The sequence below is a fragment of the Anaerolineae bacterium genome (assembly GCA_013178015.1).
Lineage (GTDB): Bacteria > Chloroflexota > Anaerolineae > DRVO01 > DRVO01 > Ch71.
In genome coordinates, this window is record JABLXR010000032.1 from 1 (window position 1) to 14,171 (window position 14,171).

Sequence of the window (14,171 nt, forward strand, 5' to 3'; positions counted from 1 at the left end):
GCAGACCGCCAGGTATGGCTCCTGCTGGTTTCCGTAGGGCTCTACTCCGTCACCCTCTTCGCTAGTTGGCAGGTATTCCGGCAGTGGCGGGCCTCGCTGGGGATGGCGGTGCTAGGTGCGGCTCTGGGCATCAACAGCTTCCTGGCTTCCCAGCGCCCCACCTGGGCCCTGGCCTTCATCGGGCTCGGGCTGGTGCTGCTGGCGCGGGGGGGTGCGCGCGGCCTGGAGGCGCGCTGGCGCTCCCGGGGGACGGACTACTCCGAGGAGCTCCTGCCCTACGCCACTTTCATCGGGCTGGGCCTGGCCGCATTGGCGGTCGTCATCTCGCCCCTGGTGCCGGCACTCAGCTCCCGGGCTACGTATGAAGCTTTCTGGAGGGTCTTCCGCGAGCCCTGGAGCAAGGTCGAGGACACCACCGGCCGGCTCTTCGGCGGCCTGGATTCCCCGCAACGGCGTAATCCTCTGCTCCCGGGATCCGGCGGCGTGGTGGACCCTTCCGGGGAACATCCAGTAGGAGCCGGTGCCCCCAGAGGGACGCGCCCGGTCATGCGGGTGAAGACCGGCGACCCGGCCCCGGAGCCCTGGGCAGGAGGTGTTCGCGAGCTCGAGTCCCAGGTGCTGCCGCAGCGTCACTGGCGCGCTGTTACCTACGACACCTACACCGGATCGGGGTGGATAAACCGTGAGCGGTACACAACCCCTGTGGCGGCGGGCGAGAATCTGCCGGTGGACCATCCTGAGGCCAGGAAGGAGTTCGTTCAGCGATTTCGAGTCCTTGGACCCAACTCCACCATCTACGCCGCCGGTCAGCCCCTGCGGGTGGACCAGAGGCTGGAGGTGACCGCCCGTACACCTGATGATCCCATCTCGTTCTCCGGCGTGGGTCTTGAGTACGAGGTAGTGTCACTGGTGCCCAATGTAACCGTCTCTCAACTTGAGGCTGCGGGCCAGGACTATCCGGAACACATCCGAGAGCGCTACCTGAGCCTTCCCGACGTTCCCGAGAGGTTGAGGCGCACTACGGAAGAGGTGGTCGCCGAGGCCGAGACGGCTTATGGCAAAGCGCGGGCCATAGAAGAATATCTGCGGCAGTTCGAGTACGACCTGTCAGTGCCCGCAGCGCCCGCCGATCGGGATGTGGTGGACTACCTTGTCTTCGAGCTCCAGCGCGGCTTCTGCGACCACTTCTCTACCGCCATGGCCGTGATGCTCCGCCTGGCCGGCGTCCCTGCCCGGGTAGCAGTGGGCTACGCCAGGGGCAATTACGACCATGCCGACGGTGTCTGGGTGGTGACAGAAGCAGACGCGCACGCCTGGGTTGAAGTGTACTTTCCCGGATACGGGTGGATCGAGTTCGAGCCTACGCCATCGCAGGAGGTATACGTGTATCCTCTGGGCGAGTCGTGGGATCGGGGCCGGCCCCGTCCTCCTGAACCGCCCCCAGTGGAGACCGGCTGGCGGTGGCCTCTAAGTGTAGGCGAGACCCGGTGGATCCTGGTGGGGCTGGCGCTGGTGGCCGCGCTAGGAGCAACAGCTCGCCGGTACGTTGCCTGGTCCCGCAGCACGCCGGAGGACAGGATCGCGGCTGCTTACTTCCACCTAACGAGGACGCTCTCGTGGGTCGGAGTCAGCCCCAAGGCCACCGAGACTGTACGGGAGTACTGGCAGCGGCTGCGGGAGGCGTTAGCAGGCGAAGCCATCTTCGTGAGCACGCCGTGGGGCAAGGAGTGGGTGTGGCAGTTCGACCGGGTCTCGGTGCCGCTGCGCTACATCCTGACTGCCTACGAGCGGGCCCAGTTCGCTCCGGCGCGCCTGGGGCCGCAAGTAGCGCAGCGGGCGAGGCAAGAGGCAGGCCGTCTGAGGCGGGAGTTCGCCCTTCTGTGGCTGGCACGCCGAATGGGGGAGTAGGTGAGAGCGAGGGCGCGCGGCTGTCGGGTCTCTAGCGGCCTGCCTTCGCTCCCAGGAGAAGTTGCAGGCTGTTGGGCGACGGGACAGAGGCTCGGGCCGCGATTCAGGGGCTGCCAAGGGCCGGGAGTGCGGCGGAAAGCAGCAGGATCTGACACGCCCAAGGCGATGACGCGGGCTGCTGATCCTGGTTGAGCCGGTCTCGCACGGCGTGAGGCATCCTTGCGGCCGTACTGGGTGGAGGTAGACACATGGCTATTGGAGACCGGGTGGTCGTGGCGCGAGACGACGCTCTGTATCAGTCGTTTCCAGATGTAGCCTTGGCCGACGATGGCAGGCTGGTAGCCATCTACCGCGAGGCCGATGCTCACGTTGCCACCCGCTCACGACTGGTGCTGACCGATAGCCACGATGGTGGGCGCACATGGAGCGAACCTCGGTACTTAGATGCTCCCATGACGCTGGAAGGCGACGGCGCTGTCTGGAACTGCCCCCGGTTGGTGCGCCAGAGCGATGGTGGGCTGACTGCTCTGTGCGACCTGTCAGTGTGCGCTCCTGGCCCGATCCGGGACGGCGTGCCACCGCCCCCCGAGCGAGAGCGGCGATTCCGGACCTTCATCTGGCGTAGCTTCGACCATGGCCTGACCTGGAGTGTGCGGCGCCCCACGCGGATACAGGGACTGGTCCCCGACCGCCTACTGGAACTGACGGAAGACACCTGGCTGGTGGGCAGCCATTACCACAGCCTGCGGCATTTCGGGACTCTCACCCAGATCGTGACTATCACCTACGATGCGGGAGAGAATTGGACCAACACCGCCATCGTGGCCGAGGTACCTGGTATGCAGTTCTGCGAAGGATCGGTCACCCGGTGCCCCGACGGTCATCTTGTCTGCTACTTGTGCGAGAACTCCATGCGCAGCATCCCCACCCACAAGTGCTTCTCGTTCGACGGGGGCTTGCATTGGTCGCAGCCGGAGCCCTGCGGGTTCGTCGGACATCGACCAGTGGCGGGAATGCTGCGCAGTGGGAGAGTGCTGGTAACCTACCGTGACGTGCGCCTCCTGGAGCCAGGCGGGCCCGACCGAAGGGGCGCGCACACGGCCACCGCGGCCTGGCTGGGGGACCCGCACGACGAGCGTAGCGGCCGGGTGCTCGACCTGGAGCTCGACACTTCTGGCGTCTTCGGAGATTACGGCTACTCTGGGTGGACCCAGTTGCCGGACGGCCGCGTGTTCTGCGTGTATCACACACGCGGGGAGGCCCCCAAGTCGTACATCGCCGGGGTGTGGTTCCGGGAGAGCGACTTCTCCGAACCGGCTCTGGCCGTGGGTCGCCGCTACTTCTGAATGGTCCTAGCCCTTCTCGGCGCCCGAGCTGGCGTACAGGAATTCGGCACGGTCCAGAAAGGGCTCGCTCCCCAGGTGCATGCGGGTGAACTCGCGGGCGGGCTCGAACCCGTACTGGCGGCCCAGTCGCACTGCTACCTCGTTCACTACCGGGTGATCGAAGGCGGCCGGCCGGTCACCGCAGGCAGCGATCCCCCAGCGCAATAGAGCTTCTGCTGCGTCCGCGTGGAGGGCGACCATAGGCCCCAGGTGCTCGTAGTGGTGGCCGTGACGACCTAGCACGTAGCCGTCCACTGTGTCGCCGGTTCGGTGCACGGCGGCCAGTTCCGGCCAACCGTGGGCGAGATGCCGCAGCATCTCCCTCCGGTCCACGCCATAGGTGGCACGGTCCAGCTCGGCAATGCTGTCGAACACTGAGGGTTCACCCTGGTAGCGGCGGACGCCCGGAGCATCCAGGGGCCTGCCTCGGCCGACGACCCGCTGCAGGGGATACTCCGGCACGAAGCCCAGCTTGTCGTACAGCGGCCGGCCCATGGGGGTGGCGTCCAGCTTGACCGTTCGCACCCCTGCTCCCCGAAGGTAGGCGATCGCCGACTGCATCAGAGCTCTGCCGATCCCGTTGCCTCGCCTCTCGGGAGCGACAGTGACCATGCCGATCCACCCCACCCGATCGAAACGCTCTGTCGTGGTGGTGCCCACGACCTGCCCGCCGATCACGGCCACGAAGCAGCCCTCCGGCTCCAGTGCCATGAACCGCAACCAGTCTTCCTCGGTCTGATTCCAGTTCTGTGGCCGCACTAGAGCCAGTGCAGCCGGGATGTCGGTCTCGTGCATGCGGCGGATGCGGACAATGTCGCATCCGCGCGTGTGACTGCGGACAAGCATCGTTCCTCCAGGGTGATGATGAACATGGGCTCAACGGGGCGGCGAGAGGAGACGCAAGGGGACCAGGCCAGGGTGCGATCACTCCCACACGCCCGGCACCTGGGCTCCGCATTGTGGGCAGGCGCCCTGGGCGATCCTGTCGGCAAGCACCTGGAAGCCTCGTCTCTGTAGCAGGGCACACCCGCAGCCGAAACAGGACGTATCCTCGCCACCGGTTCCAGGGACATTGCCCAGATAGACGTAATGCAGGCCCGCCTCTAGCCCTATCCTTCGGGCAAGCTGGAGAGTCTGCACCGGTGTCGGAGGGCGGTCCAAGAGCTCGAAGGAAGGATGGAACCGGGACACGTGCCACGGGGTATCGGCGCCCAGGTCCTCCTTGATGAAACCGGCCAACTCCTTCAGCTCCTCCTCATTGTCGTTGAGTCCGGGTATGATCAGGGTAGTCACCTCTACCCATACGCCCCGCTGCTTCATGAGGCGCAGGCTCTGTAACACCGGGTCCAGGCGCGCGCCTGCATACTGCCGGTAGAAAGTATCGCTCCAGGCTTTCAGGTCCACGTTGGCCGCATCCAGAAGGGGGTCGGACTGGTCCGGCGGAGCGATGATGTCTAGGCACTCGGGAGTCATGTACCCGTTGGTTACCCAGACGTTGCGCAAGCCGGCCGCCTTTGCCCTAACCATGACGTCGTAGGCGAACTCGAGGAAGATCGTGGGCTCGGTATACGTGTACGAAATGCTGCGGCAGCCGTGTCGCCTGGCAGCGCTCACGATCTCGCTGGGAGTGGCCGTCTCCTGACCCCAGAAATCTGAGAGGCGGGGCAACTGGGAGATCTGGGCGTTTTGGCAGAAACGGCAGCGGAAGTTGCACCCCGGGGTGGCGATGGAGTACGAGGTAGAGCCCGGCAGAAAGTGAAAGAGTGGCTTTTTCTCTATCGGGTCCACTGCCTGCGAGATCACCATCCCATACACCAGGGTGTAGAGGGTGCCATCCTGATTCTCTCTCACAGCGCAGATTCCTCTGCGGCCGGGGCGGATCACGCAGCGGTGTTCGCAGAGGAAGCAGCGAACCACCGCTTCTGGCAGCTTCTCGTATAACATTGCCTCGTGCATATTGCGCCTCCCAACTACGTCGGCACTGCCCGAAGACCCAAGCCAATGCTTGTCAGTGTCGCGTTGAGGCCCGCCGCGACCCGAAGCAGCCGCGGAGGGAACAGCGGCTGCGGGCTGGGCGTGCCGGCTCAGAGCTACTCCACCACCACCTGAATGTCAGCCACCTGGGATTGGTAGTCGTGGCCGGAGGCATACACCTGGATGGACTCCAGGTAGGCCGGCTTGAGGTCCCCTTGCACTGCCATCAGGTTGGGCGACTCGTAGGCGAACCAGACGTTGCGCTCGATCATCTCCCCGGCCGGCGTGGGGAAGCCGGCGGGGTTCTCGTAGTAGAACCCATGGTACCACCACTGCAGGTTGCCTCGGGCGTCGCGGTAGTTGAGGCGTATCATCAAGGGGAACTCCGAGCCTTGCACCCCACCGCCAGACAGCGACTGGTAGAGCAGCCTGAGGTCAACCCGGATTCGGAGGGACACGTAGTCCGTTACGTCGCGGTTCAGAGCCTGTCTCACGCCGGTCTCGCAGTGATCGCGCTGTTCGCCCAGCCGTTCCAGGTGCAACACCCGCCTGCCATCGTCCTCCAGGAGCAGAGCTTTGCCGTTGACGTTGCCGCCGTCCCCGCCCTGGTCGTTGTACGCCTCCCAGGCGAGGGCCATCCCGGCACCGAAGTCACCGTTAGCCACCAGATTGCGGCCGGAGGGCAGGGGGCCTCTGATCTCTCCGTCGCCCACCAGGACGGCGCGCTCCCCCGTCTCCAAGACCAATTCCTCAGACCGCTCGAAGGAGCGCAGCAGGCATCGGCCCCCGCGCACCGCTACCTCGGTAGCGTCTGCGGTCACCTCCAGTGCCACGCTGCCGTCCTCGATGACCACTTCGCCGGCCGGCACCAGCACGCGCAGGTCCAGTTCTCGGTCCTGGGCGGGGCCGGGGTTCAGCCGCAGACGGCCGTGAGTAAGGCCGATGATCACTCGGTTGGGCTGGTCACTGGCCGAGAAGCGGGGAGTTGACGCCCTCACGAAGGAGAACTGGGTATCGCCAAAGACGTGAACCGTGACCAGGACGAAATCGCTATCCCCTTCGTAGACTGTCAGCATGGACCGGGCAGGTAGGTCAGTCTGGAGCGAAGCGCCCGGGGATACTCGTCGCGAGCCGGCCACCGCCAGCCAGCTGGACTGCCCCCTGTCGCGCAGCTGCGTGATCCCGCTGATGGGACTGAGCTCTATCCGGTGGGGGCGCTCGCCGTACTCGATGTAGCGCAGGAGGGCCCAGGGCACAGTGATAGCTAGGACGCAGAACACGGCGAAGGCGGCTAGGAGCACTGCCCATGCCACCAGCTCTGGCGGGTAGCGCCTAGCCGCGGACGTCGAAGCGGTAGTACTGGCCTCTATATGGGAGCCACTGTCGCTCGACATAACGTACGGACGCGCTGACTGGTCCACGCTCGATGGCCTCCAGCAACTGCTCGAGCAGTTCTCGTTCCCCCTCTGCCACCGTCTCCACCGTCCCGTCGGGCGCGTTGCGCACGTAGCCAGTGACGCCCAGCAGCCGCGCGCGGGACAGCACGTAGTAGCGGAAGCCCACGCCCTGCACTAAGCCGTGGGCCACGGCGCGGAGGCGCGCCTTACCACTGGAATCGTTGCTCATACGGCCCCCGCCTGACACCATGCCGGCTGGCCTCGGTGGTGCGCATCACCCGAGCGGGCCGCGTAGACACACCCAGCCCAACCCATCACTGGAATTGCCACAGACCGTCCAGGCGGTAGAGACCGGCAGCACGAGCGGCTTCCAGAGCCTGGCGATACTCCCCCGAGGTGATCCGCCGAGCCAGTAATGGGTTCTCAGCGGCCCTGTAGCAGGGCCGGTACTGCTGCATGACGTTGACGTACGTGTGACGCGACACCTCATCGCCCAGGAACTGCATCACCTGCTCCGTGCCCGACAGCCCATGAGGCAGCACCAGGTGACGCACTAGCAGGCCTCGGGTTGCCACTCCTCGCTTATCGGCTGTCAGCGGACCCACCTGGCGGTTTGCCTCGCGGATCATGGCTCGGTTAACGGCCGGGTAACGGCGCACTCCCGAGAGCGAGCGCCCCACGTTGCTGTCGGCGTACTTGGCATCGGGCATGTAGATGTCCACCACGCCGTCCAGCAGGCGCAGGGTCTCCGGCAGGTCGTAGCCTCCGGTATTATACACTATGGGGAGTCTCAAGCCGGTCTGGGCCGCCAGGGCGATGGCCGCCAGTATCTGGGGTACCACATGGGAAGGGGAGACCAGGTTGACGTTGTGGCAGCCAAACTGCTGCAGCCGCAGCATCATCGCCGCCAGCTCCTCTATCTCGGTCTCGTCGCCTTCTAGGCCGTGACTGAGGGGATAGTTCTGGCAGTAGATGCAGCTAAGGTTACACCCGGCAAAGAAGATGGTTCCCGAGCCACCATGCCCGACCAGCGGAGCCTCTTCGCCAAAGTGCGGCCCATACGAGGATACCAGGGGAAGAGCGCCCGTGCGGCAGGCACCAAGCTCTCCCGCTAACCGGTCGGAGCCGCAGGCGCGAGGGCAGAGCCGGCAGGCCTTGAGGCGCTCGTGTGCCAGCCGAACTCTTCTAGTCAGTTCGCCCGACCGCAGCAGGCGCACGTAGCCCGGCGTGGGCAACGAATCATCTGGGCGCACTGCACTGACCTCCAGGCGTCTGCTCCTGGTCCACGGCTTCCTCTGCTTCGGGCTCTACCACGCTGCGAGCCAGCCGCCACGTGACGAGCGAGAAACCCAAAGTGAGCGCAAACAGCAGCTCGTAGCCGTAGCGGTCAATCAGCTGACCAGCCAGGACGGAGGCGAGGGTGATCACTCCGACCACGGTGTTGGTCAGCCCGATGTAACTTGCCCTCTCCTCTGCGGGGGCCAGGTTTATAAGAACGGCGTTGCTGCAGATTTCGCGCCCTGAGTTCCCCGCTCCGTGCACCACATAGAGTAGCAAGAATGCGGCCGAGGGCACCCATCCGCTGACCCACTGCATCCCGAGAGTGCGGGCCAAGACCAGGGTCAGGGGGATGACAGGAACCAGTGCGCTCAGCAACACTGAGGCGCTAAGCACCGAGACACTGCCCCGGCGGTGCGCCCGACGGCGCCACATGAAGTTGGCCGCCAGGCTGGCCGCTGTCCCGGCCGCCACGTAGGTGCCCGTCATGGCCACGGGCACCTCCCAGCGGTCGGTGGCGTATACGATGTAGAAAGGCACAGCCACGCTCATCAGCTCGAGGAGGAGACGGTAGCTCAGGTAACGGCGATAAACCCAATCATTGGCTACGGTCGAACGCACTCGCGCCAACTGGGCCAGCGGCGATCGGGCGATGGCATCAGGCGCGCCTGGGGGTTCGCCTATTAGGGCGAAGGCCAGGGCACCCGCGGTGAACACGGCAGTGCTCGTCAGGAAGAGCAGGGCGTAGTTGCGTGGGAACCCGATCCCCGCTCCGAGGACGGCGGAGATCAGCACTCCGGCCGCCAGCCCGCTCAGCCCGGTCCAGATGCCTCTGGTGGCAAAGAAGGCGGACATGCGCTCTCGAGGGACTACCTTGCCCACGACGTCGAACCGGCCCACCATCGCCGATCCGGCCGTGATCCGGGTGAGGCCGAAGATCGCCAGAAAGGCGAAAGTCAGGAAGAACGCGGGCAGACTCCGGTAGGAGAGGAGCAAGAGAGCGATCACCACGTAAGCCCCAGCGCGTGCCAGATCCAAGGCAACGACGTACGGGACCTTGCGCTCCTTGCTCTGCAGGTATCCAGCAGCGAACAGCTGGGGCAGCAGCCATCCGCCGAAGCGGATGGAGGGCAGGAGGCCGATGACAGTGTTGGAGGCGCGCAACTCCCGGAGGAGTACGGGCACCACCGTACCCGGATCGGCGAGGGTGAGGCCCAGGAACATGCCCACCTCGTGGACGAGGGCCCAGCGGTAGTTCGATCGTGACGAAGCTGTCCGCGTCCACGGCAGTGACCAGTTCCGGCGGCTCTTAGTACTGGCCGCGGTCTTCAAGGAAGAGTCTGACAACGCTCAGTACCTCTTGAGGGTCCAACGGCTGCTCGAACCAGCATATCCTCGGGTCATCCAGCCGGAACCAGGTGTGCTGCTGCCGGATGAAACGGTGAGTGCAGGTCTTGATCCTGCGGATGGCCTCCGACAGGTCGTATTGACCCGCCAGATACTCCGCCACTTGCCGGTAGCCCAACCCGCTCATGGCCGGGAGCTGAGGGGAATAGCCTGCCTCCAGGAGTCTGCGCGTCTCCTCCACTAGGCCACGTTCGATCATGGCATCCACGCGCTGATCGGCACGGCGGTACAACTCGCGCCTGGGAGCAGTCACACCCAGAACCTGGTAGCGGTAGCGAGGTTCGCCTCGGTCCTGCAACCGTGAGATGGGCACGCCCGTCTGTTGGAAGACTTCCAGGGCTCGGATGATCCGCCTCAGGTTGTTGGGGTGGATGCCGGCCGCAGCGGTGGGGTCCACATCAGCGAGCCGGCGGTGCAGGTACTCGGGCCCGTGGCGGGCGGCCTCCTCTTCCAGGCGACGCCGCAGGTCCGGCTGGGGAGAGACCCGAGGTATCTGCCAGTTCTCCAGCACTGACCAGACGTACAACCCCGTCCCTCCCACCAGCAGAGGCAGGCGTCCCCGCGCCAGCACATCGTCAATGACGCGATAGGCCAGCTCCTGATACTGGGCCAGTGTGAGCGTCTCGTCGGGTCCAACGACGTCGACCAGGTGATGAGGTACCAGGCGCATCTCGCTGGCCGAAGGCTTGGCGGTGCCGATGTCCATGTAGCGATAGATCTGGCGAGAGTCCGCGGATACGACCTCCAGATCGAGGTGGTGGGACAGGTCTAGCGCTAGGGCGGTCTTGCCCGCTGCCGTCGGCCCGACGATGGCGACCAGCGGGCCACGGGAGGGGCTACTCAATGGCATTCAGACGCCGGCGGGAGACGGGATCGAATAGGTGCAGGTGTTCTGGCCGCGCGCACAGGGGCAGCACGTCCCCCCGACGCACGGCCAAATCGGCGGGGAGCTTGGCCACCACCCGCTGCCCGCCGGCGGATCCGTGCACCAACTGCATTCGCTCCTGCACCAAGGGCTCGATGACTTCCACCGATAGCAGTAGACGCGCCTCTGCCAGAGCGCTCGTGGGCGCCAGGTGCTCCGCGCGCACGCCTGCTGTCACCTCTCTCCCGAACCACTCTGGGCCGGCGGAGGGCGAGGAGAGCCGAATGGCCTCGCTCTCGGTGTGGCGGCCCTGAGGGTCAACCCGGGCCGTCAGCAGGTTCATGGGTGGTGTGCCCAGGAACGTGGCGACGAAGGCGTTCCTAGGGCGATCGAAGAGCTCACGGTAGGTGCCGACCTGCTCCACACGTCCGTGGTTCATCACGGCGATGCGGTCGCCCAAGGCCATCGCCTCGGTCTGGTCATGGGTGACGTATAGGGTGGTGATGCCAAAGCGACGCAGCAGCCGCTTGATCTCCACCCGTGTACGAACTCGGAGCTTGGCGTCCAGGTTGGACAGGGGCTCATCCAGCAAGAAGAGCACGGGATCCCGAGAGATACAGCGGGCAATGGCCACTCGCTGCTGCTGGCCTCCGGAGAGCTCTCTGGGCTTGCGATCCAGCAACTCCTCGAACCCTACCCCCATGATCTCGGAGGTGATGCGCACCCGCTCGGGAATCTCCTGTTTGCGCTTCCTGAGCAGGAAGAAGAACCCCAGGTTCATGCGCGACTCCATATGGGGGTAGAGGGCGTAGTTCTGGAATACCATGCCAATCCCTCGGTCCTTGGGCGGCACCTCGGCCATGTCCTGGCCGTCATACAGAACCCTGCCGCTATCTGGTTCCTCCAGACCGGCCACCACCCGCAGCAGGGTGGACTTGCCCGACCCTGAGGGGCCGATGATGCTCACCGTCTCTCCGTCACGCACGCGCAGGGTCACGTCGTCTAGAGCTTTGACCACGGTCTCCACTGGTGCCCCAGGCTCATCGGAGTCCTGAACCACCGCCGGACCAGCCACCCCGAACCGGCGAACGAGGAAATCGGAATCGGTGCGGAACCTCTTGCTGACGCCCTCGAGCGTCACCTCAGCCACTTCACGCCCTCCGGCATGCAGTCAGGCGGTGAAAGCGTCGCGTATGAGGCGGGCTGTCGTGCCGGCCTGGCCGATATCCACAGCCACCACGTCGAAGCGGCACGGACCCTCCCACGAACTGGTCTCCAGGTAGGCCTGGGCAGCGGCGGCCACGCGCCGCTGTTTGGCCAGGCTGACTGTCTCCTCGGGCCGGTAGGGAGCGCCTGCTGCCCGAGCCCGAACCTCCACGAAGACGAGCGTATCGCCCTCGAAGGCCACTAGGTCAAGCTCGCCCATCGGACAGCGCCAGTTTCGCTCAGTGACCCGGTATCCTAATCCGAGCAGGAACCTGAGAGCGACGTCCTCGTAGCGCTTTCCCGATGAGCCTGGCCTAACCCGAGACATGACCTCTCTCCCAGCAGTATACAGGGGGCTGGCGACGGGCAGCAATGGAGGAGGCGGGGGAGGATGCGGCAGTCAATCTCGTACGCGCTTGAGGATGAAGAGTGCCCCACCCGCCAATCGGAAGGCCGCAGAGAGGAGCAGAGCTTCGCGTATCCCCAGCAGCCCGGTCAAGAGCGACCCGACGAGAGGGCCAGCAAAGGCGATCGAGTGAGTGACCACCGAGTCCACGGCCAGAAAGGAGGAACGACGCTCCTCCGGAGCCACGGCCAGGAGCACGTTGAAGAAGGCGAGGTTAATGCCGGCAGAGAACCATCCACCTGCCGCGGCGGCCACCAAGATGGGAGGGAGGGAGTGGGAGACCGCCGTGAGGAGTGGATATGTAGCCAGCCCGAGCCCCGAGGCAACCAGCACGGGGCCATGCCCGCGGCGTTTGGCCAAGCGGCCCCAGTAGAAGTACCCGAGTACGGCGCTGACGTTCATGACCATCGAGAGCAGGGCGATCGAGCCGTCGGGAAGGCCCAGGTAGTTGACCCAGAAGATGCTGAAGAGGGCGGCCGGAAGGTGCAGCCCTATGCGAAACACTGCCGACGACGCGAGATAGCCCATGAAGCGGCTGTGGGCCGCCCAGGAGTGAGGGGCAGCGAGGAGGCGCTGCCAGGCCCGCGTCCGGATGGGCAACTGCACAGCCACTCGCTGGTCGGGGAGGGATATCTTGCTGTAGGCCCAGACGCTGAGCATGGCCGCCACGAAGCTAATCAGGAAGACGACCTGATACCCGAGGGGGAACGGCATCGAGTCCAGGATTCTGCCCGTTACTGGCAGCGTGGCCGCCGCCACCACAGCATGGATGGCGTAGCGCAGGCTGATGACTGCCGCCCGGCGGTGAGTCGGTACGGCCTCAGCCATGGCCGCAGTGAAGGCCACGGTAGCTACTGCGCTCACGGCGGACGCCAGGGCCCAGATTATCACGATGGCCACCGCCGCCAAGCCGGGGAGCACCCAGGGTACCAGGGCGATCAGCAGATACGATATGCGAAACAGGACCCGCGACTTGACCACGACGGGAACCAACCGACGCTGCCCTTCCACATAGCGCCCCGCGGGCAGAGAGAGGAGCGCCACCATCAGCGAAGGCAGACTGGTGAGCAGGCCAACCAGGAGGGGAGAAGCTCCCAGCCTTACGATGAAAACGGACAGATAGGCGGCCGCGCCGCCTGCGACCACGCCCTGAAGAGCGATGTCGCCGTATAGGAGCAGCAGGTTGCGGTCCTCGGTCGTCCTGGGGCGCACCCCGTCGTATGCCCTTCGCAGGACTGCGAACAGGGGAGCCAGGGGCCGGCGAAGGCACACCACGAGGGTCTGGAAGGTTAGGGCCAGAGACCGCGCCCAGTCCGCAGGTCTGTGGCTTCGGCGTCGCTCATTTGTCTCCGGCATGATCGGCAGGATACCATCGAGGTGCTGGATGGCAAGCGACGGGAGACGTGCCCGGCTGGCTGGCGCGTCAGAGCAAGGAGAGCCGAGGCGATGGGGGAGCAGCCACTGCGAGCCGTGTTCTTCGACCTAGACGACACCCTGACCGTGTACCCCGGAGGGTTCGAGGCCCTTCTGGAGGCGGTGTATCGCCGGGCCCAGAGGCGAGGGGCGCGCGCTGAGGACTATCGAACGTTCGTCCGCGCTTTCTGGAATTCTACCTGCGGCCTGTGGGCGGCCATGCACGCAGGCCGCATCACCGGAGAAGAGGTGCGCCTGGCACGGCTGCGTCGTGGCCTAGCTGCGATTGGCATTGACGATCTGGCCCTTGCCACTGAGATGCGCGAGGAGTGGGATCGGCAGGTGGTAGATGGAACTCGACTCCGAGATGGGGCGGCAGAGTTGCTGCAGTGGCTTCGCGGACGCGTGTACTTGGGGCTCATCACAGATGGTTACCGGACCATACAGCGAAGGAAACTGGAGAGGCTGGGAGTGGAGCGCCTGTTCGACAGGGTGCAGATCTCCGAGGAGGAGCGGGCCTGCAAGCCCTTTGCCACCGCGTTTCGCCGCTCCCTGGACGCGGCGGGGGTGGCGCCCGGCGAAGCAGCAATGATCGGCGACAACGCCAACGCGGACGTCAGGGGTGCTCTGGGGGTGGGCATGCGGGCAGTACACCTGGCGCCGCAGGGCCCAGTACGAACGCCGAAGGGAGCCCTTTGGGCCGGGGACATGGACGAGGTGTGGGAGATTTTAGCCAGCTGGATAGAGGATGGCCGAAGCGATTCATGGGAGTTGCCGTAACACGGCCTCGAGCACTTCACCGGGGCTCAGCATGCTGGTGTCCACGTAGATGTCGCATTCCTGGCGCGCCACCCTGAGGCGCTCGCGCTGCCGGCGCAGGAGCTGACCGTTCCCCAGCCCGCCGAGCCGTTCCCTCACTGCCACATCCGACG

At 65.4% G+C, this 14,171-nt stretch carries 14 protein-coding genes; 3 read left to right on the plus strand and 11 right to left on the minus strand.

All coding sequences use genetic code 11. The annotated features are described in order from the left end of the window. Together HPY83_13195 and HPY83_13200 are read left to right on the plus strand one after the other, a co-directional pair. On the plus strand, positions 1-1,908 hold a 1,908-nt coding region (locus HPY83_13195), incomplete at its 5' end, for a transglutaminase domain-containing protein (protein ID NPV08903.1). A 248-nt stretch (positions 1,909-2,156) separates the two neighbouring features. Continuing rightward, positions 2,157-3,254, plus strand: coding sequence for an exo-alpha-sialidase (locus tag HPY83_13200; protein NPV08904.1), 1,098 nt, complete (start codon positions 2,157-2,159; stop codon positions 3,252-3,254). A gap of 6 nt (positions 3,255-3,260) precedes the next feature. Here the strand turns inward: HPY83_13200 and HPY83_13205 are convergent, their stop codons facing one another. The 10 genes from HPY83_13205 to HPY83_13250 form a co-directional block, all read right to left on the minus strand. Continuing rightward, a complete protein-coding gene (locus tag HPY83_13205) occupies positions 3,261-4,139 on the minus strand; it encodes a GNAT family N-acetyltransferase (protein ID NPV08905.1) in 879 nt (292 codons plus the stop codon). A 78-nt stretch (positions 4,140-4,217) separates the two neighbouring features. Beyond that, complete coding sequence (amrS, locus tag HPY83_13210; protein NPV08906.1) at positions 4,218-5,249, minus strand: AmmeMemoRadiSam system radical SAM enzyme; 1,032 nt, start codon at positions 5,247-5,249, stop codon at positions 4,218-4,220. Positions 5,250-5,383: 134 nt separating this feature from the next. After that, positions 5,384-6,568 carry a hypothetical protein gene (locus tag HPY83_13215; GenBank protein ID NPV08907.1) on the minus strand — a complete coding sequence of 395 codons (1,185 nt, stop codon included), beginning with the start codon at positions 6,566-6,568 and terminating at the stop codon, positions 5,384-5,386. 31 nt (positions 6,569-6,599) lie between these two features. After that, positions 6,600-6,893, minus strand: a complete 294-nt coding sequence (locus HPY83_13220; protein NPV08908.1) for an acylphosphatase — start codon at positions 6,891-6,893, stop codon at positions 6,600-6,602. An 85-nt stretch (positions 6,894-6,978) separates the two neighbouring features. Continuing rightward, on the minus strand, positions 6,979-7,899 hold the full coding sequence (locus HPY83_13225; protein ID NPV08909.1) for a radical SAM protein: 921 nt from the start codon (positions 7,897-7,899) through the stop codon (positions 6,979-6,981). Positions 7,900-7,903: 4 nt separating this feature from the next. Beyond that, complete coding sequence (locus HPY83_13230) at positions 7,904-9,166, minus strand: MFS transporter (GenBank protein ID NPV08910.1); 1,263 nt, start codon at positions 9,164-9,166, stop codon at positions 7,904-7,906. A gap of 85 nt (positions 9,167-9,251) precedes the next feature. Beyond that, the gene (gene miaA, locus HPY83_13235; GenBank protein NPV08911.1) at positions 9,252-10,199 is read right to left on the minus strand and encodes a tRNA (adenosine(37)-N6)-dimethylallyltransferase MiaA; all 948 of its coding nucleotides are present in this window, start codon (positions 10,197-10,199) and stop codon (positions 9,252-9,254) included. Next, the gene (locus HPY83_13240; protein ID NPV08912.1) at positions 10,186-11,274 is read right to left on the minus strand and encodes an ATP-binding cassette domain-containing protein; all 1,089 of its coding nucleotides are present in this window, start codon (positions 11,272-11,274) and stop codon (positions 10,186-10,188) included. The genes miaA and HPY83_13240 overlap by 14 nt, the downstream gene beginning before the upstream one ends. A gap of 111 nt (positions 11,275-11,385) precedes the next feature. After that, positions 11,386-11,748: a YraN family protein gene (locus HPY83_13245; GenBank protein ID NPV08913.1), complete on the minus strand. Its 363-nt coding sequence runs from the start codon at positions 11,746-11,748 to the stop codon at positions 11,386-11,388. Between the two features lie 72 nt (positions 11,749-11,820). After that, positions 11,821-13,038 (minus strand): MFS transporter, encoded by a 1,218-nt coding sequence (locus HPY83_13250; GenBank protein ID NPV08914.1) that lies wholly within the window; start codon positions 13,036-13,038, stop codon positions 11,821-11,823. Between the two features lie 234 nt (positions 13,039-13,272). Here HPY83_13250 and HPY83_13255 point away from each other — a divergent pair, with 234 nt between their 5' ends. Continuing rightward, on the plus strand, positions 13,273-14,019 hold the full coding sequence (locus HPY83_13255) for an HAD family hydrolase (protein ID NPV08915.1): 747 nt from the start codon (positions 13,273-13,275) through the stop codon (positions 14,017-14,019). Here HPY83_13255 and HPY83_13260 read toward each other — a convergent pair. Continuing rightward, positions 14,002-14,163 carry a hypothetical protein gene (locus HPY83_13260; GenBank protein NPV08916.1) on the minus strand — a complete coding sequence of 54 codons (162 nt, stop codon included), beginning with the start codon at positions 14,161-14,163 and terminating at the stop codon, positions 14,002-14,004. The genes HPY83_13255 and HPY83_13260 overlap by 18 nt on opposite strands. Between the last annotated feature and the right edge of the window lie 8 nt (positions 14,164-14,171).

What these genes read in the sequence shown, in the direction of transcription:
- HPY83_13200 (NPV08904.1), top strand. Translation starts at nt 2,157, where the DNA reads ATGGCTATTGGAGACCGGGTGGTCGTGGCGCGAGACGACGCTCTGTAT.
- HPY83_13205 (NPV08905.1), bottom strand. Translation starts at nt 4,139, where the DNA reads ATGCTTGTCCGCAGTCACACGCGCGGATGCGACATTGTCCGCATCCGC.
- amrS (NPV08906.1), bottom strand. Translation starts at nt 5,249, where the DNA reads ATGCACGAGGCAATGTTATACGAGAAGCTGCCAGAAGCGGTGGTTCGC.
- HPY83_13220 (NPV08908.1), bottom strand. Translation starts at nt 6,893, where the DNA reads ATGAGCAACGATTCCAGTGGTAAGGCGCGCCTCCGCGCCGTGGCCCAC.
- HPY83_13230 (NPV08910.1), bottom strand. Translation starts at nt 9,166, where the DNA reads ATGTTCCTGGGCCTCACCCTCGCCGATCCGGGTACGGTGGTGCCCGTA.
- miaA (NPV08911.1), bottom strand. Translation starts at nt 10,199, where the DNA reads ATGCCATTGAGTAGCCCCTCCCGTGGCCCGCTGGTCGCCATCGTCGGG.
- HPY83_13245 (NPV08913.1), bottom strand. Translation starts at nt 11,748, where the DNA reads ATGTCTCGGGTTAGGCCAGGCTCATCGGGAAAGCGCTACGAGGACGTC.
- HPY83_13255 (NPV08915.1), top strand. Translation starts at nt 13,273, where the DNA reads ATGGGGGAGCAGCCACTGCGAGCCGTGTTCTTCGACCTAGACGACACC.